The organism is Paraburkholderia caffeinilytica (genome assembly GCF_051027425.1).
Lineage (GTDB): Bacteria > Pseudomonadota > Gammaproteobacteria > Burkholderiales > Burkholderiaceae > Paraburkholderia > Paraburkholderia caffeinilytica_A.
The window spans coordinates 3,892,376-3,910,151 of record NZ_CP186552.1 but is presented as its reverse complement, the minus strand read 5'-3'; the positions used below and the strand labels follow the sequence as shown (position 1 = coordinate 3,910,151).

Annotated in this window: 17 protein-coding genes; 12 read left to right on the top strand and 5 right to left on the bottom strand. The window is 62.2% G+C overall.

Going from position 1 to position 17,776, the window contains the following annotated elements; genetic code table 11:
• Positions 1–132 precede the first annotated feature (132 nt).
• The 3 genes from ACOSV0_RS17310 (at position 133) to ACOSV0_RS17300 (ending at position 3,884) form a co-directional block, all read left to right on the top strand.
• Complete coding sequence (locus ACOSV0_RS17310) at positions 133–2,472, top strand: NADP-dependent malic enzyme (RefSeq protein WP_434107342.1); 2,340 nt, start codon at positions 133–135, stop codon at positions 2,470–2,472.
• 424 nt (positions 2,473–2,896) lie between these two features.
• Positions 2,897–3,307: a ribonuclease gene (locus tag ACOSV0_RS17305; RefSeq protein WP_434107341.1), complete on the top strand. Its 411-nt coding sequence runs from the start codon at positions 2,897–2,899 to the stop codon at positions 3,305–3,307.
• 16 nt (positions 3,308–3,323) lie between these two features.
• Positions 3,324–3,884 (top strand): barstar family protein, encoded by a 561-nt coding sequence (locus ACOSV0_RS17300; protein ID WP_434107339.1) that lies wholly within the window; start codon positions 3,324–3,326, stop codon positions 3,882–3,884.
• Positions 3,885–3,996: 112 nt separating this feature from the next.
• Here ACOSV0_RS17300 and ACOSV0_RS17295 read toward each other — a convergent pair whose 3' ends face one another.
• From ACOSV0_RS17295 to speE, 3 genes are all read right to left on the bottom strand, one after another.
• The gene (locus ACOSV0_RS17295; RefSeq protein ID WP_434107338.1) at positions 3,997–4,737 is read right to left on the bottom strand and encodes a 16S rRNA (uracil(1498)-N(3))-methyltransferase; all 741 of its coding nucleotides are present in this window, start codon (positions 4,735–4,737) and stop codon (positions 3,997–3,999) included.
• Positions 4,738–4,756: 19 nt separating this feature from the next.
• Positions 4,757–5,170, bottom strand: a complete 414-nt coding sequence (locus ACOSV0_RS17290; RefSeq protein WP_054034519.1) for a VOC family protein — start codon at positions 5,168–5,170, stop codon at positions 4,757–4,759.
• A 111-nt stretch (positions 5,171–5,281) separates the two neighbouring features.
• The gene (gene speE / locus ACOSV0_RS17285) at positions 5,282–6,172 is read right to left on the bottom strand and encodes a polyamine aminopropyltransferase (RefSeq protein ID WP_434107337.1); all 891 of its coding nucleotides are present in this window, start codon (positions 6,170–6,172) and stop codon (positions 5,282–5,284) included.
• A gap of 530 nt (positions 6,173–6,702) precedes the next feature.
• On the opposite strand from speE, the gene tkt reads away from it, so the two are divergent.
• The gene (tkt, locus tag ACOSV0_RS17280; protein ID WP_434107336.1) at positions 6,703–8,724 is read left to right on the top strand and encodes a transketolase; all 2,022 of its coding nucleotides are present in this window, start codon (positions 6,703–6,705) and stop codon (positions 8,722–8,724) included.
• Positions 8,725–8,820: 96 nt separating this feature from the next.
• On the top strand, positions 8,821–9,831 hold the full coding sequence (gene gap, locus ACOSV0_RS17275; RefSeq protein ID WP_434107335.1) for a type I glyceraldehyde-3-phosphate dehydrogenase: 1,011 nt from the start codon (positions 8,821–8,823) through the stop codon (positions 9,829–9,831).
• Positions 9,832–9,934: 103 nt separating this feature from the next.
• Here the strand turns inward: gap and ACOSV0_RS17270 are convergent, their stop codons facing one another.
• Positions 9,935–10,627: a FadR/GntR family transcriptional regulator gene (locus ACOSV0_RS17270; protein WP_434107334.1), complete on the bottom strand. Its 693-nt coding sequence runs from the start codon at positions 10,625–10,627 to the stop codon at positions 9,935–9,937.
• Between the two features lie 226 nt (positions 10,628–10,853).
• Here ACOSV0_RS17270 and ACOSV0_RS17265 point away from each other — a divergent pair, with 226 nt between their 5' ends.
• From ACOSV0_RS17265 to ACOSV0_RS17255, 3 genes are all read left to right on the top strand, one after another.
• Positions 10,854–12,182 carry a C4-dicarboxylate transporter DctA gene (locus ACOSV0_RS17265; protein ID WP_434107333.1) on the top strand — a complete coding sequence of 443 codons (1,329 nt, stop codon included), beginning with the start codon at positions 10,854–10,856 and terminating at the stop codon, positions 12,180–12,182.
• A gap of 134 nt (positions 12,183–12,316) precedes the next feature.
• Entirely contained in the window at positions 12,317–13,327 is a 1,011-nt protein-coding gene (alc, locus tag ACOSV0_RS17260; protein WP_434107332.1) for an allantoicase, read from the top strand.
• 17 nt (positions 13,328–13,344) lie between these two features.
• The gene (locus ACOSV0_RS17255) at positions 13,345–13,857 is read left to right on the top strand and encodes an ureidoglycolate lyase (protein WP_434107331.1); all 513 of its coding nucleotides are present in this window, start codon (positions 13,345–13,347) and stop codon (positions 13,855–13,857) included.
• Between the two features lie 106 nt (positions 13,858–13,963).
• On the opposite strand, the gene fur is transcribed toward ACOSV0_RS17255, so the two are convergent.
• Positions 13,964–14,392, bottom strand: a complete 429-nt coding sequence (gene fur / locus ACOSV0_RS17250; RefSeq protein ID WP_012434340.1) for a ferric iron uptake transcriptional regulator — start codon at positions 14,390–14,392, stop codon at positions 13,964–13,966.
• A gap of 158 nt (positions 14,393–14,550) precedes the next feature.
• On the opposite strand from fur, the gene bamE reads away from it, so the two are divergent.
• From bamE to ACOSV0_RS17230, 4 genes are all read left to right on the top strand, one after another.
• A complete protein-coding gene (bamE, locus tag ACOSV0_RS17245) occupies positions 14,551–15,387 on the top strand; it encodes an outer membrane protein assembly factor BamE domain-containing protein (protein WP_434110322.1) in 837 nt (278 codons plus the stop codon).
• A 193-nt stretch (positions 15,388–15,580) separates the two neighbouring features.
• Positions 15,581–16,378, top strand: coding sequence for a 4-hydroxy-tetrahydrodipicolinate reductase (gene dapB / locus ACOSV0_RS17240; RefSeq protein ID WP_434107330.1), 798 nt, complete (start codon positions 15,581–15,583; stop codon positions 16,376–16,378).
• A gap of 86 nt (positions 16,379–16,464) precedes the next feature.
• Positions 16,465–17,175 carry a MotA/TolQ/ExbB proton channel family protein gene (locus ACOSV0_RS17235; protein ID WP_434107328.1) on the top strand — a complete coding sequence of 237 codons (711 nt, stop codon included), beginning with the start codon at positions 16,465–16,467 and terminating at the stop codon, positions 17,173–17,175.
• A 36-nt stretch (positions 17,176–17,211) separates the two neighbouring features.
• Positions 17,212–17,643, top strand: a complete 432-nt coding sequence (locus ACOSV0_RS17230) for an ExbD/TolR family protein (RefSeq protein ID WP_434107327.1) — start codon at positions 17,212–17,214, stop codon at positions 17,641–17,643.
• The last annotated feature ends 133 nt before the right edge of the window (positions 17,644–17,776 follow it).

Sequence of the window (17,776 nt, the reverse complement as noted above, 5' to 3'; positions counted from 1 at the left end):
AACACGCGATTGGCGCTCAACGTCGATTCGATTCATGGTCAACCAGAAGCACGCGGCGTCTCCCTTTCGCTATGTTTCAGTCGCGGCAGTTGTACCCGTATTGAAGGAATTGAGCCGGCAATTGGGGCTACAATGCCGTCGAACATCTATTCTAATCCGCACTTCGAAGCCCGCCTTATGACGACTCCCGCCAATAGCAAACTCCGCGAAGCCGCTCTCGATTATCACGAGTTCCCGACGCCAGGCAAGATCGCGATCGCCCCGACCAAGCAGATGATTAACCAGCGCGACCTCGCGCTGGCGTACTCCCCGGGCGTCGCGTTCGCGTGTGAGGAAATCGTCGAAAACCCGCTGAACGCCGCACGTTTCACCGCGCGCAGCAACCTGGTCGGCGTCGTCACGAACGGCACCGCGGTGCTGGGTCTCGGCAACATCGGGCCGCTCGCCTCGAAGCCGGTCATGGAAGGCAAGGCCGTCCTGTTCAAGAAGTTCGCCGGCATCGACGTGTTCGATATCGAGTTGAACGAGTCCGATCCGCACAAGCTGGTCGAAGTGATCGCCGCGCTGGAACCGACCTTCGGCGGTATCAACCTTGAAGACATCAAGGCGCCGGATTGCTTCATCGTCGAACGCGAATGCCGTAAGCGCATGAAGATTCCGGTTTTCCACGACGACCAGCATGGCACGGCCATCGTCGTCGCGGCGGCCATCACCAACGGTCTGAAGGTGGTCGGCAAAGACATCAAGAACGTCAAGCTGGTGTCGTCCGGTGCGGGCGCGGCGGCGCTGGCCTGTCTGGATCTGCTGGTCGACATCGGCCTGCCGCTCGAAAACATCACCGTCACCGACCTGGCCGGCGTGGTCTACAAGGGCCGCGTCGAGTTGATGGACCCGGACAAGGAACGCTTTGCACGCGAAACCGATGCTCGCACGCTCGCTGAGGCGATCGGCGGCGCGGATGTTTTCCTCGGCCTCTCGGCCGGCGGCGTGCTGAAGCAGGACATGGTCAAGCAGATGGCCGACAAGCCGCTGATTCTGGCGTTGGCCAACCCGACTCCGGAAATCCTGCCGGAACTGGCGCTCGAAGTGCGTCCGGACGCCGTGCTCTGCACGGGCCGCACGGACTACCCGAACCAGGTGAACAACGTGCTGGTGTTCCCGTTCCTGTTCCGCGGCGCGCTGGATGCGGGCGCGACGACGGTGACGCGTGAAATGGAAATCGCGGCGGTCAATGCGATCGCCGAACTGGCGCGCCAGGAGCAGAGCGATATCGTCGCGACTGCGTACGGCATCCAGGATCTGTCGTTTGGTCCGGAATATCTGATTCCGAAGCCGTTCGACCCGCGCCTGATCGTCAAGGTCGCGCCGGCGGTGGCGAAGGCCGCGATGGATTCGGGCGTCGCCGAGCGTCCGATCGAGGACATGGAAGCGTACGAACAGCATCTGCAGCAGTTCGTGTATCACAGCGGCACCACCATGAAGCCGATTTTCCAACTGGCGCGTGGCGTCGAGCCGGAGAAGAAGCGCATTGTGTTCGCGGAAGGCGAAGAAGAGCGCGTGCTGCGCGCCATGCAGATCGTTGTCGACGAAAAGCTCGCGAAGCCGATCCTGATCGGCCGTCCGGCGGTGATCGAGCAGCGTATCGCGCGTTATGGTCTGCGTCTGGTTCCGGGTCAGGACTACACGGTCGTGAACACCGACCATGACGAACGTTACCGCGACTTCTGGCAGGAATATCACAAGATGATGTCCCGCAAGGGCATCACCGAGCAGATGGCGAAGCTCGAAATGCGCCGCCGCACCACGCTGATCGGCGCGATGATGGTGGAAAAGGGCGAGGCGGACGGCATGATCTGCGGCACGGTGTCTACCACGCATCGCCACCTGCACTTCATCGATCAGGTGATCGGCAAGAAGGCGGGCGCGAAGGTCTACGCGGCCATGAACGCGCTGGTGTTGCCGAACCGTCAGATTTTCCTGGTCGATACGCACGTGAACGTCGATCCGACGCCGGAGCAGCTGGCCGAGATCACCATCATGGCGGCCGAAGAAGTGCGCCGTTTCGGTATCGAACCGAAGGTCGCCCTGGTGTCGCATTCGAACTTCGGTTCGAGCAATGCGCCGACCGCGCAGAAAATGCGCGACACGCTGGCGATCTTGCGCGAGCGCGCGCCCGACCTGCAAGTGGACGGTGAAATGCACGGCGACCTCGCGCTCGACGCGAATCTGCGCCGCGAAGTGCTGCCCGACTCGACGCTCGAAGGCGATGCGAACCTGCTGGTGCTGCCGAACATCGACGCGGCCAACATCTCGTACAACCTGCTGAAGACCGCTGCGGGCAACAACATCGCGATTGGCCCGATGTTGCTCGGCGCGGCCAAGCCGGTGCACGTGCTGACGGCTTCGGCCACGGTTCGCCGCATCGTCAACATGACGGCGCTGCTGGTTGCCGACGTGATCGCAGCCCGCTGATCCTTGATCTGAAACCGAAGTACGGCGCCGTGATCAGGCGCCATGCAAAAAAAAGGCGTGCCCGCAATGGGCACGCCTGTGGGTGAACAGGGGATAGCCACCCTAAAAGAGGCCGAATAAGACCATTCCGCCTCCGAGAGACTGCAGGATCGCGAGACTTTCACTTCCGGGAAGAGGCTGTGCGATGAGTTGCCTGCGGGTTTGGGTTGGTTTGGGTTCGCCTTATTTGCTTCAATAAGTTAATTTTAGCTTGTACAGGCTAAATATTCTGTCAAAAGTCGTCAAAGCCCGTTCCGTGGCTCTTTCCCGCGCGGTTGGAGGCTTTTGCCTGTCCGGCGCACGTTGATTCTGTGGGGTTTTAGCGATACCCTTACGACTTTCATGGTCGTCAAACTCGTGATCTAACAGCGGGGAACCTTGATTCATGGCACGCAAGTGGCAGCGCATTAAAGGCGTGCTGACCGGTGCTTTGACGCTCTGCGCTTTATCCGGCTCCGTGTCTGGCGCGTTTGCGCGCGACTACGCGGCACCTGCCGATACGCAAGCACAGGGCACTGTCGCGGCGGCGCAGTTGCCGCGCGAAGCGGTCAATACATTGAACTTGATTGCCGCGGGTGGGCCTTACCCGTATGAGAAGGACGGCATCGTATTCGGCAATCGCGAACGGTTGCTACCGCCGCATCGGCGCGGCTATTACCACGAATACACCGTTCCCACGCCTCGCGCACGAAACCGCGGGGCGCGTCGCATCGTCTGCGGAGGTCCGCTACAGCGGATCGACAACTGTTACTACTCGGACGACCACTACACCAGTTTTAATCGTATTGTTGAATGACATCGGGATGAACGGCATGAGCGACAACGTCTACGCGCACGACACCGGAGTCGCGACGGATCTTTTCGCGGCCGGCGACGGCAATTTGTTCCAGCGCGTCATGCGGATGCGCGCCGGCGACCAGGGCCGGGATAACCAGAGCGAAGCCAGCACTGTGCTTTCATCGAACGAGGAGCCCATGAGTCTTTTCAAGACCGTACGACCGAACATCGTACAGTCGATCCGCGCGTTTCGCGTGCAGGATCTAGCTGATGAAGCCAGTCAACTCGGCCAGCATTTTCTGTACGCGTACTGCGCGAACGCTCAGTCCAAACAGGAAGTGCTGGAGACCATTGCTACGTCGTTTCTGTTTCCGAAGCATTTCGGCAAGAATTACGACGCGCTCTACGATTGCCTGACCGATCTGGTCCATAAAGCCGGCACGCAGCCCGGGTTCGTGATCGTGCTCGAGCAACTGCCGGTCGCACAAAAGTTCGACAAGGAAGGGCGCGAGACGCTCCTCGACGTGTTCCGCGAAGCGTCCGAGTTCTGGGCCGAGCGCAAGGTCGCGTTCCGGGTGTTTTACTCGTTTGCGTAAGGTATGCCTGAGCGGTTTGCCTGACTGGGCTACCTGAGCACTGCGTATCGACCGCTGCAGAAGAAAGAAAAAGGCCCGCCAATTGGCGGGCCTTTTCTTTTGGCTTACCAGCTTACCAGGCGCCCCAGCGGGCCGCCAGCGCCGAAAGCACAGCGATACCCGCGGTTTCCGTGCGCAACACGCGCGGACCAAGACCGACTGCAGTAAATCCGTGGTCGGTCGCAGCAGCTTCTTCCGCAGCCGAAAAACCGCCTTCCGGGCCGACCAGCACGGTGACTCGCCCAAACGGCGGATTCGCGGGCAGCGCCGAAAAACTGATGCTGGCCCGCGGCGACAGCAGAATGCGCATTTCACCTTCTTCAGGCGTGCGAGGCAACGCGCCGAGCCACGTGGCGATCTCGCGCACAGGCATCACTTCCGGCAGGCGATTGCGTCCGCACTGTTCGCACGACGCGCGCACGATGCCCTGCCAGTGCGCATGCCGCCGTTGCGCGCGTTCACCGGCAAGACGCACGACGCTGCGCGTGGTGGTCAATGGTACAAAACACGATGCTCCAAGTTCGACCGCCTTCTCGATGAGCCAGTCCATCTTGTCGCCGCCGGCAATGCCTTGCGCGAGGGTAAGGTGATACGGCGCTTCCACTTCGATATTGCGGAGTTCATGAATTCTCACTTTGGCCGAACGGCGTTCGACCTCGACGAGTTCGGCGCTGTATTCGCCGCCTTCGCCGTTGAAAAGCACGATCGAATCACCGGGCTGCAAACGCAGCACGAGGATGTGGCGCGTGACGTCATCGGGTAACTGCATGATGTCGTCGGGCTTGAGAGGCGTACCGACGAAGAAGCGAGGCATCAAAAAAATACTCATTGGTTCAGGAAAGGTGGCGAGCGAGCGCCCAACGGTAGCCGTCCAGATCTTCGACCTGGGCAAACCGGTCGCCCCAGAACTGATCCTGTGGCTCGCTCAACGATTTTGCGCCGGCGGCTAGCGCCCGCGTGTAAACCGCGTCGACATCGTCGACATAGACATAGAACGATTGCGGCGCAATCGCGCCCGCGCTTTTGGGTGTTTTCGCCGCCGAGCCGAACGCGCCTTCCGGTGCGAACATCACGATCAGCTGGCCTTGATAGGTCATCTCGACATGCATGACGACACCGTCGTCCTGAACGCTGTCACGTACCTCGAAGCCGAATGCCGCTTCGAAGAACGCAGTCGCGGCACGTGCGTCGCGCACCGTCAGATAGGGGGTCAACCAGGGCACACCGGCTGGGCGGGAGGCGGTCATGGGGTTCTCCGGATCTATGGGTTTGCGGGATGCATGCTGCGAGGCCAAGTGGGCGCTTGCATCGATACACCGATAGCGCGCGCCGACCGAACCGTGCATTTTGCCCACGCATTAGCTGGATGGCTTTAAGAATTGACTTAGTTTATCGCGCACTGACCGGGATGCGGAAAACAGTCCGCCATGCAGGGACGGGTCGTAGTGCCTCAGCGAGTCGATTCGACGCGCGGCAAGGTGTCCTGCGAGTGCTTCGGTGGTGAGGGCGGCGGGGTCGAGCGTGTCGCTGGCGGTCGCCATCATCCAGAGCGAGCCGTAGAGCGGGATGAAGGTGCTCATTGTGCGCACGATGCTGAATGTATCGCGCAGATCGTCGAGCAGGCGGACAATGCGCTCCGGGTGAAAATAGGGGGAGCCGAGGTGAAGCGAGAGCGCGGCGGTCGGACTCATGATGCGTTTGAGCTGCATGTAGAAGTCCGGCGTGTATAGACCCGCGGCAGAGGAATCAGGCGGCGTCAGGTCGAAGACGACGAGGTCGAACTGCGCTTTGGCATCACTCTTCGCCTGTACAACGCTCGCGACATAGTCCGCGGCGTCGCCAATTACCAGTTCGACGCGCGGGTCGTCGAAAGCGCCGCCGTGCACCTCGGGCAGATATTCGTGGGTCAGGCGCACGACTTCGGCATCGAGCTCCGCCACCACGATCCGCTCGATGCCTGGATGCTTCAGCAACTGCCGCGCGGCGCCGCCATCGCCGCCGCCCAGCACCAGCGCAGCTTTCGGCGAAGGATGCGCCAGAGCGGCCGGGTGCACCATGCATTCGTGATAGATGAATTCGTCGCCGGTGGAGGTCATCGGGCGGCCGTCGAGCGTAAACAGCCGGCCGAGTTGCGGCGTGTCCCATACCTCGATCCGCTGGTAGGGCGAATCGACGCGTGCAAGCCGCCGCGCGTCCGGAAATCCGTAGACTGCGTCGGCGGTGGGGTGGAACAGCAGGGAAGCGCTCACGGATGACGGGCTCCATTGGGAGCGCGGTGGGTTGATGTCGTTCAATTGTAAAGGCGTAGGCGTAGGCGTAGGCGTAGGCGTAGGCGTAGGCGTAGGCGCAGGCGCAGGCACAGGCACAGACGCAGACGCAGACGCAGACGCAGACGTGGCGCGGGCCCAGTCCGCGCGCGGCGGCGGCTGGAAACCGGTGTATTGCCAGCCAGCAATAGCCGCGCAGCCGGCCAAAAACCAGCGCACCAGTCAGCCGGCAATCAGCGCACAGTCGCCCGAAAACCAGCACACGGCTAGCCAGGAAACAGCACGCAGCCAGCCAAAGACTGGCGCGGAACCCGTCTGAAACCAGGTCGCCAGGCGGGTTTGCGCGCGGGGGCCCGGTCAACGTTCTGTTAGAATGTCACGCTTTCAGCCTTGTCCGTTTGCTCTGCCCGTTTCGCGTCTCCTGGCGCCGCACCGTGCGCCGAAGTGGACTGGCATTCGAGCATCCGGGCCTCAAGCGCACACCGCTTTCTGACTCTGTCTCCGGACTCGACATGACGACCCCGTCTCCCGCACCCACCTCCCTGATGGCTAACGCAATCCGCGCGTTGTCCATGGACGCCGTTCAAAAAGCGAACTCCGGCCACCCCGGCATGCCGATGGGCATGGCGGAAATCGGCGTGGCTTTGTGGTCGCGTCATCTGCGCCACAATCCGAAGAACCCGCAATGGGCCGATCGCGACCGTTTCGTGCTGTCGAACGGCCACGGCTCGATGCTGCTGTACTCGCTGCTGCACCTGACCGGCTACGACCTGCCGATGGAAGAGCTGAAGAACTTCCGCCAGATGCATTCGAAGACGCCGGGTCACCCGGAATACGGCATTACGCCGGGCGTCGAAACGACCACGGGCCCGCTCGGCCAGGGTCTGGCCAACGCGGTCGGCATGGCGCTCGCCGAGTCGCTGCTCGCCACCGAATTCAACAAGCCTGACGCGAAGATCGTCGACCACCACACGTACGTGTTCGTCGGCGACGGCTGCCTGATGGAAGGCATCTCGCACGAAGCCTGCTCGCTCGCGGGCGTGCTGAAGCTGAACAAGCTGATCGCGTTCTACGACGATAACGGCATCTCGATCGACGGCGAAGTGGTCCACTGGTTCCACGACGACACCCCGAAGCGCTTCGAAGCGTACGGCTGGAACGTGATCCCGAACGTGGTCGGCCATGACGTCGAAGCGGTCGACGCGGCAATCAAGCAAGCCAAGCTGTCGGACAAGCCGACGCTGATCTGCTGCAAGACCGTGATCGGCGAAGGCGCGCCGACCAAGGCCGGCAGCCATGATTCGCACGGCTCGCCGCTCGGCGACAAGGAAATCGCGGCCACGCGTGAAAAGATCGGCTGGAAGTGGGAGCCGTTCGTGATCCCGCAAGAAGTCTATGCAGCGTGGGACGCGAAGGAAGCTGGCGCACGTAACGAATCCGAGTGGAACAAGGCGTTTGCTGCGTACGCAGCGAAGTATCCGCAGGAAGCCGCTGAATTCACGCGCCGCGACGCGAAGCAATTGCCCGCCGACTGGAAGGAAAAGGCGAAGGCGATCATCGCCGGTGCGAACGAGCGCAAGGAAACCGTTGCGACGCGCAAGGCATCGCAACAGGCTATCGAAGGTTTGTCGGCTGCGTTGCCGGAACTGCTCGGCGGTTCCGCCGATCTGACCGGTTCGAACCTGACCAACTGGAAGGCCGCCAAGCCGGTGCGTGTGAACGCCGAAGGCAAGGCTGCCGGCAACTACGTGAACTACGGCGTGCGCGAATTCGGCATGAGCGCCGCGATCAACGGCATCGCGCTGCATGGCGGCTTCAAGGCCTTCGGCGGCACGTTCCTGACGTTCTCGGACTACAGCCGCAATGCATTGCGTGTCGCCGCGCTGATGAAAGCGCCGTCGATCTTCGTGTTCACGCACGACTCGATCGGTCTGGGCGAAGACGGTCCGACCCACCAGTCGATCGAACACGTCGCGAGCCTGCGTCTGATTCCGAATCTGCAAGTGTGGCGCCCGGCCGATACGGTCGAAACGGCGGTGGCCTGGACCCACGCGGTCGAACATCATGGCCCGTCGTGCCTGATCTTCAGCCGTCAAAACCTGCCGTTCTCGGAGCGCACGGACGCGCAGATCGCCAACATCGAAAAGGGCGGTTACGTGCTGCGCGACTGGAATGACGAGATCGTCGCGCGCAAGGTCATCCTGATCGCCACCGGTTCGGAAATCGAACTGGCGTTGAACGCGGTCGAGCCGCTGGCTCGCGAAGGCATCGCGGCACGTGTCGTGTCGATGCCGTCGACCACCGTGTTCGACAAGCAGGACGCCGAATACCGCGAACGCGTGCTGCCGCACGGCGTGCGCCGCGTCGCGATCGAAGCGGGCGTGTCGGATTTCTGGCGCAAGTATGTGGGTCTGGAAGGCGGCGTGGTCGGCATCGACACGTTCGGCGAATCGGCCCCGGCTGGCGTGCTGTTCAAGCATTTCGGCTTCACCGTCGAACACGTGGTAGAGACGGCTAAAGCCGCACTCGGCTGACCTTCGGTAAGCGCCGCCGCGTGTGCCCCACGCGCGGTTGCGCCGGAAGGACAGACCAACATGGAAGATTTTTTTTCAGCCATCAGGAGATAGACCATGACGATTCGCGTCGCAATCAACGGCTACGGCCGGATCGGCCGCAACACCCTGCGCGCCTTCTATGAAAACGGCAAGAAGCACGATATCGAAATCGTCGCCATCAACGATCTTGGCGATGCCAAGACCAACGCTCACCTGACGCAATACGACACGGCACACGGCAAGTTCCCGGGCGAAGTGTCGGTGGACGGCGACTACCTGGTTGTCAACGGCGACAAGATCCGCGTGCTGGCTAACCGCAACCCGGCAGAACTGCCGTGGGGCGAGCTGAACGTCGACGTTGTGATGGAATGCACGGGCTTTTTCACGACCAAGGAAAAGGCGAGCGCGCACATCAAGGGCGGCGCAAAGAAGGTCATCATCTCGGCGCCGGGCGGTAAAGACGTCGACGCAACGATCGTCTACGGCGTGAATCACAACGTGCTGAAGGCATCGGACACGGTGATCTCGAACGCATCGTGCACGACCAACTGCCTGGCACCGCTCGTCAAGCCGCTGAACGACAAGATCGGCCTCGTGAACGGTCTGATGACCACGATCCACGCGTACACGAACGACCAGGTTCTGACGGACGTGTATCACGAAGACCTGCGCCGCGCGCGCTCGGCCACGCACAGCCAGATCCCGACCAAGACCGGTGCTGCATCGGCGGTGGGTCTCGTGCTGCCGGAACTGAACGGCAAGCTGGACGGTTACGCGATTCGTGTCCCGACGATCAACGTGTCGGTCGTCGACCTGTCGTTCATCGCCGCACGCGACACGACGGTCGAGGAAGTCAACGCGATCATGAAGGAAGCGTCGGAAGGCTCGCTGAAGGGCATCCTCGGTTACAACGACGCACCGCTGGTCTCGATCGACTTCAACCACAACCCGGCTTCGTCGACGTTCGACTCCACGCTGACCAAGGTGTCGGGCCGTCTGGTGAAGGTGTCGAGCTGGTACGACAACGAGTGGGGCTTCTCGAACCGCATGCTGGACACGGCTGTGGCGCTGGCCAACGCGAAGTAAGCTGTTTCGTTTCGCGCGACCCCGCGGCTTTCTTGGGGCCGGCTGGGCAACGGCAAAAGCCGCTCTTCGGAGCGGCTTTTTTTACGCCTGTGTTTCTGTGCTTTTACGCCTGCGGTGTTGGAAAGTAGACGCCGGCGCGTTGCGCGGCGTTCGAGATATGGGTTTCGATTGCTTTGCCGGCGGCGGCGGAATCACGCGCCCTGAGCGCGTCGAGAATTGCCCGATGCTCGGTGTACGTAGACAGCACCAGCTCGCGCCGATAGAACGGCATCCGCTGGCTTTCCTTCATGATGTCCGCGCTGCTGCTCAGGATCGACTCGATCGCCGCGTTGCCCGCGATGCTCACAATGCGCATGTGGAAGTCGTAGTCGAGGCGTGCGGCTTCGTCGAGTTCATCGCAGGCGAGCGCCGTTTGCATGGCCGCGATGTTGTCTTCGAACCAGGCGAGGTCGGAATCGCTGACAGCCAGTGCCGCCATGCGCGCGATGAAGCCTTCCAGCGCGAAGCGCATCTGGTACGTATCCGGCAGCGACGATTGCTCCGCGAAGCGCCACGATTGCGCGGCCGCGGCCTGCGCGCTTTCCACATACACGCCCTTGCCGGGACGGATCATCAGCAGACCGAGTGCTTCGAGCGTCGAGAGCGCCTCGCGCAGCGACGCGCGGCTGATCGCCAGTTCTTCGGAAAGCTGACGCTGCGCCGGCAACAAACTGCCCACCGGATAGACGCCCGCTTCGATCCGTTCGCGGATGGTCGCGATGGCGGCATCAGTGACGGTATGCGGAACGTTTTTCATTGTGGCTCACTCGGGTGCGCGGTCTGACCAGCATTGTAGTACGCGTTCTGAACGTTCGTGCGGACGTAGCTATACATGCACAATCCGGCCCCGAAGCACGGGAAAAAAGACGGGTAAACACTGTGTTTTGAATCCTTGACGTCAGTATATCGGCTTCCTACTATTCGCCATAACAGTACTGGTCGGACCAGTCTGAACAGATGCGAATCGTAACCAGGAGAAAGCCGTGTTGAAGTTCTTCAATTCACTGTTTGGCCGGGTCGTCATAGCGCTGGTGGCAGGCATTGTGATCGGCGCCGTGTTCCCGCACTTCGCCCAATCGTTGCGCCCGCTCGGCGACGGCTTTCTCAAGCTGATCAAGATGGTGATCGGCCCGATCGTCTTCTGCGTGGTGGTGAGCGGCATGGCGCATGCCGGCGATCTGCGCAAAGTTGGCCGCGTCGGGTTGAAAGCGGTGATCTACTTCGAGGTGATGACGACGATTGCGCTCGTGATCGGCGCGGTGCTGGCCTATGCAACGCGGCCCGGCGTCGGCATGAACATCAATCTGCATTCGCTCGACCCCGCTTCGCTTTCGACTTATACCGAGAACGCGAAGAGCCTCAAGGACACGGCCGGCTTTCTGCTGAAGATCATTCCCGACACGGCGATCAACGCATTCGCGACCGGCGACATTCTGCAAATCCTCGTGTTTTCGGTGCTGTTTGGCTCGGCGCTGTCGCTGCTGGGCAATAAGGCGCAACGTGTGAGCAGCCTGATCGACGAGCTTTCGCAAGTGTTTTTCCGCGTGATGGGTTTCATCATCAAGCTCGCGCCGCTCGGCGTGCTCGGTGCGATCGCATTCACGACCGGTACCTACGGCGTCGAGTCGCTCAAGCAACTCGGCATGCTGGTGCTGGTGTTCTACGCGAGCTGTATCGTGTTCGTGGTGGTCGTGCTGGGTGTGGTGATGCGGCTGGCCGGATTCAGCATCTTCAAGCTGATCCGCTATCTGCGCGAAGAATTGTCGATCGTGCTTGGCACCGCTTCGTCCGATGCCGTCCTGCCGCAGATCATGCGCAAACTCGAATGGATGGGTGTCAAGGATTCGACCGTCGGTCTGGTGATTCCGACCGGCTACTCCTTCAATCTCGACGGCTTCTCCATCTATCTGACGCTTGCGGTGATTTTCATCGCACAGGCCACCAATACGCCGCTGTCGATCCACGATCTGATCGTGGTGGTGCTGGTATCGCTGGTGACGTCGAAGGGCGCCCACGGCATTCCCGGCTCGGCGATCGTGATTCTGGCGGCGACGCTGTCCGCGATTCCGGCGATTCCCGTGCTCGGCCTCGTGCTGATTCTGCCGGTCGACTGGTTCGTCGGTATTGCCCGTGCGCTGACCAACCTGATCGGTAACTGCGTCGCAACGGTGGTGGTCGCCGTGTGGGAAAACGATATCGACCGGGTGCGCGCCCATCGCGTGCTGAACCGTGACGAAGCGATGCGCTACGTGCCCGCCGGCGAAGACGCAGGCGCAGAGCCGACCGCCGGCGAACACGCACCGGCTGTTTGAAAAAGCACGGCCACAGTTGCACGGTGGCCGGATTCATCGTCATTCATCAGCGCGCCAATGCAGCGCGCGTTCTGCCCCGGCGGATGCGTTGACTTCGCCGGCTCTTCCTTACTTTTCGTCGCCTGACTGAGACTATGGCTAATCCGATTCTCGACCCCAACGCTCCCGCTTTCACCCGTCGCTACATGAACCTCGCCGACCCGCGTCTGGGCGCACAGGCGCTCCACGCGAGCGATGAATTCTTCGCGCCGAAAGAACGCATGCTCGAGCCGCAGCCGGCCGTGTTCATTCCCGGCAAGTACGACGACCACGGCAAATGGATGGACGGTTGGGAAACGCGCCGTAAGCGAACCACCGGCCACGACTACTGCGTGATCCGGCTGGCGCGGCCGGGCGTGGTGCACGGCGTCGATCTGGACACGAGCCACTTCACCGGCAACTTCCCGCCGGCTGCGTCGATCGACGCGTGCTACGTGGACGGCGACGTTCCGCCGGATAACGCCGACTGGCAAACGCTGGTGCCGGCCACCACGCTGCAGGGCAACCATCACCACTACGTCGAAGTGAACGACGCCCGCGCGTTCACCCATTTGCGCGTGAATCTGTATCCGGACGGCGGTCTCGCGCGCCTGCGCGTGTACGGCCAGCCGAAGCGCGACTGGGAGCGCGTCGAGCGCGGCACGCTGCTGGACCTCGCGGCGATCGAAAACGGCGCGTACCTCGTTGCCGCGAACAACCAGCATTTCGGGCCGGCCTCGCAGATGCTGATGCCGGGCCGCGGCGTCAATATGGGCGACGGCTGGGAAACGCGACGCCGTCGCGAGCCGGGCAACGACTGGGCGATCGTCGCACTTGCGCGGCCGGGCGTGATTCGCAAGATCGAAGTGGATACGGCGCACTTCAAGGGCAATTACCCGGATCGCTGTTCGCTGCAGGCGGCCTCGGTGACGGGCGGCACGGACGATTCACTCGTCACGCAGGCGATGTTCTGGCCGGTGCTGCTGGGCGAGCAAAAGCTGCAGATGGACCACGTGCACACGTTCGCAGACGACGTCGCCGCGCTCGGGCCGGTAACGCATGTGCGTTTCAATATCTTTCCGGACGGCGGTGTGTCGCGCCTGCGCTTGTGGGGCGAAATCGCGTAAGAGAGGGAGTCGCGTCAATGAAGACCTTGCACCTGGAACGCCTGACGCGCGCGGCTTTCGCGCCATTCGGCGACGTCATCCAACTGGACGGCGCGCGTCATTTTCCGATCAATGGCGGCACGACCGAGCGCTATCACGACCTTGCGAACGTGGACGTGATGGAACACGGCGGCCGGCCGCTGATCAGCCTGTTTCGGGCGCAACCGCGCCCGCTGCCGATCGAAATTACGATGATGGAGCGGCATCCGCTGGGCAGCCAATCTTTCATTCCCTTAACGGGTTGCCGCTATCTGGTGGTCGTTGCGCCGGCGGGCGAGTTCGATCCGGCGAGCATGCGGGCGTTCTGGAGCGATGGCTGGCAGGGCGTGAACTACGCGAAAGGGGTGTGGCACCATCCGCTGCTCGCGCTCGATCGGGTGAGCGATTTTGTGGTGGTGGATCGTGGCGGCGAGCAGCCCAACTGTGACGAATTGCCGTTGGCCGAGACGTGGCGGTTGCTGTTTGAGACGAGCGTCGAGCTGGCGGAATAGGCCTGCTGCGCCGCATCGCACCCATAAAAAAAACCCGGCCGATTTTCATCGGCCGGGTTTTTTTGTTGCTCACCGAACCGCGTACCCCGACGCGGCCGGCATCGCGCTAGTGCTTGCGATGCGGGCAATTCTCCTTGGTACACGCGCCGTACAGCGCTAACGCGTGTTCCTGAAGCTTGAAGCCGCGTTCCTTCGCGATGGATTGCTGACGGCTCTCGATTTCGGAGTCGAAAAATTCTTCGACGAGCCCGCAATCGAGGCAGACGAGGTGGTCGTGATGCGACCCCTCGTTCAATTCGAACACCGCTTTGCCCGACTCGAAATTGCTGCGCGAGAGCAGGCCGGCCTGCTCGAACTGCGTCAGCACGCGATACACGGTTGCCAGGCCGATATCGAGTTCTTCGTGCAACAGGTTGCGGTAGACGTCTTCTGCAGTCAGGTGACGCACTGGGCTATGCTGGAAAATCTCAAGGATTTTGAGGCGCGGAAGGGTCGCCTTGAGCCCGATATTCTTGAGATCGGTTGGATTGGTCATGGCAAGGGATCCCTAGAGTACAATGCTGGGCTCTCATAGTAATGTGTTTTTGCCGTTCTGGTCATCTTCGATGGAATGAAACTCGCGCGGCTCGTCAACGGGCCCGCACGGTGAGTGAAATGATTTCAAAATCTCAATTGATCTACCGGGGGAGCCGCATGCGGGGTACCTTGATCGCTGTTGCGACTGTCGCGGTTCTTGCCGGGTGTTCCACTTACGACAGCCTGACGCAGCGCGTTGCCCAAAGTATTACGCCGTATCGTATTACGGTGGTGCAAGGCAATTTCGTCTCGAAAGAAGCGGCTGCGCAGATGCAGGTCGGCATGTCGCGGGCCCAGGTGAAGCAGTTGCTCGGCACGCCTTTGCTGACCGACATGTTCCATGCGGACCGCTGGGACTACGTGTTCTATTTCAAGCGCGGTTCGACCAACGTCGTGCAGCAGCGCGACTTCGTGGTCCTGTTCGCGGGTGACCGCGTCGCCAGCTGGACAGGTGGCGACGATCTGCCGTCCAACCTCGAGTTGCTGGCGGAAATCGACGGTGACAAGCTCGGCAAGAAGAAGGCTGCCGTGCCGAATGCGGCAAGCGCGGCAACGGGCGCCAGCGCGCCGGTGGCTGCGGCGCCGGTCGCCGTGGACACCACGCGCTCACCGTCCGCCGATGCCGCAGCAGCGGCCGTGCCTTCAACCGACCCCAACGCGGAAGCCGCGCAGGCCGCCAACCGGGCGACCAACGCGGTGCAGTCGCCGTCGGGCAAGACGCAGTCGTCGGTACGCGCTACGGCGCCGACCGCGAACGGTGGCGGTATTCCGCCGCAGGGCCCAACCGCTGCCGGGCAGCCGCAGTTCCAGTTCCAGCGTCCTCCGCCGCCGCAAGTGCCGGGCACGCAGGACAATCCGGTGGGCCCGACGGGCTCGCAAAGCAGCAGTGGCGGCCCGACGTTGAATGCGCCGCTGACCGCTTCGCCGGCTTCGGCTCCGGGAACAGGCGACTAATCGCGCTGTCCCTGTCTTAAGACGGGCGCTGCATACGGGCAACGCGCCGTGTGCAGCGCCCGTCAGCGTTTCTGCTGTACCTTTGCGGGTTATTTGTTTCTGTAGACGTGATGCCGGGTGTGCTACCCGCCGCTGCTTTTGCCCGCGTTTGACGGGTTTTGCCGCGTTTTACCCCTTTCGAACCCTCGTAGCCATGAAAATTGCCATTGCTGGCGCATCGGGCCGTATGGGCCGGATGCTCATCGAAACCGTTCTCAACGATTCCGGCGCCACGCTGTCCGGCGCGCTCGACCGTGCGGGCTCCCCGCAACTCGGCCAGGACGCCGGCGCGTTTCTCGGCAAACAGACGGGCGTGCTGCTGACGGACGACGTTGAGCGCGTGTTCGCCGATTCCGACTACCTGATCGACTTCACGCGCCCCGAGGGCACGCTGATGCATCTGGAAGCCGCGCAGCGCCACAACGTCAAAATGGTGATCGGCACAACCGGTTTCGACAATGAGCAGAAAGCGCAACTGCGCGCCGCGGCAGACAAGGTCGCCATCATGTTTTCGTCGAACATGAGCGTGGGTGTCAATGTCACGCTGAAGCTGCTCGAATACGCCGCGAAGCATTTCGCGACCGGCTACGACATTGAAATCATCGAGGCGCATCACCGTCACAAGGTCGACGCGCCCTCAGGCACCGCGCTGACCATGGGCGAAGTGATCGCCAACGCGCTCGGCCGCAATCTCGACGACTGCGCCGTCTACAGCCGCGAAGGCGTGACCGGCGAACGCGATCCGTCCACGATCGGCTTTTCGGCGATTCGCGGCGGTGACATCGTTGGCGACCATACGGTGTTGTTCGCGGGCATCGGCGAGCGCATCGAGATCACGCACAAATCGGCGAGCCGTTTGTCGTATGCGCAAGGCGCGCTTCGTGCTGTTCGTTTCCTCGAAGGCCACAAGAACGGCTTCTTCGACATGCAGGACGTGCTCGGCCTGCGTTGAGTGTGTGAGCGTGGCACGGGGCCGGTTGCGCCCCCGCTTTGCTCTTTTGTAGTCCCCTGTAATCAACTTTCCAACGGCGAGGTCAGATGGCAGGCAGCAGCGGCATCATCCATTACCTGGAAACCAGCGACGCGATCACGCATGGCGTCGCGTATGTGTTGCTGGCTATGTCGATTGCGAGCTGGTGCTTTCTGATCGTCAAAAGCTGGATTCTCACGCGCGCCAAACGTCAGGCCACGTCGGCGATTGCGCAGTTCTGGCAGGCGCCGACGTTGTCGGAGGGCGTCGCGGCATTGCGGCGTGTGGACCGCGAACGCGTCTTCACGCCGCTCGCCGAGGCCGCGCTGCATGCGGCCGAAGTGGACATTCCCGGCGCGCTGCTCGCGCGCGTCGAGCGTGGCGAGCGAGTGCTGAGAGCGCTGCGTCAGGCGCTCAACGCGTCGCAGCGGCGGCTCGAGTTCGGTCAGGTGCTGCTGGCCTCGGTGGGCAGCACGGCGCCGTTCGTCGGCCTGCTCGGCACGGTTTGGGGCATCTATCACGCGCTCGGCAGCATTGCTGCGAGCGGTCAGGCGCAGATCGAAAACGTGGCGGGCCCGGTCGGCGAGGCGCTGATCATGACGGCCTTCGGCCTCGTGGTCGCGATTCCGGCGGTGCTCGCCTATAACGTGTTCGGGCGCCTGGTGCGGCAATTGACCGAAGACCTCGACGGCTTCGCGCACGATCTGCACGCCTATGTCTGCGCGCCGGCGGATCAGCCCAAGCCCCAGCCTCAGCAAGCACAGGCACGGACTTACTAGGCGCTGCACTGCGTCGAGACGAGAGAAGGAGGCGACATGGCATTCGGCGGACTCGAGAAAAAGCAGACGGCCGCGCCGATGGCCGAGATCAACATGACACCGTTGATCGACGTGATGCTTGTGTTGCTAGTGATTTTTATCATTACCGCGCCTTTATTCACGCACGCGATCCGGCTCGATTTACCCAAAGTCGCGGCAGCGCCCGCGCGGCAAACACCCCAAACCATTTCTCTTTCAATCGATGCCGCCGGCAAGCTGTACTGGAACGGCACCGTCATCACGCTGCAGCAGATGCGCGCGCAATTCGTGGAGGCGGGCAAACAGGCCGACCAGCCGGAGATCCAGTTGCGCGCCGAGCGCTCCACGCGCTATGAGGTGATCGCGCAGGTCATGGGCGCGGCGCAGCAGGCGGGGCTCGAGCGGATCGGCTTCGTGACCGATCCGCCGCCGCCGGGCGCGAGCCAGTAGCATCGTTGGCGTTGTGCTGGGTGTGAGCCAGTACGCGCGTTAGTCACGCCGTCGTCGGGAAAGAGCGGCAGCGTAGCCAGCTACGTAAGACCGCGTCGGCCTCAATCCGGCCGAACCCCGTCGCCCCGGCGCG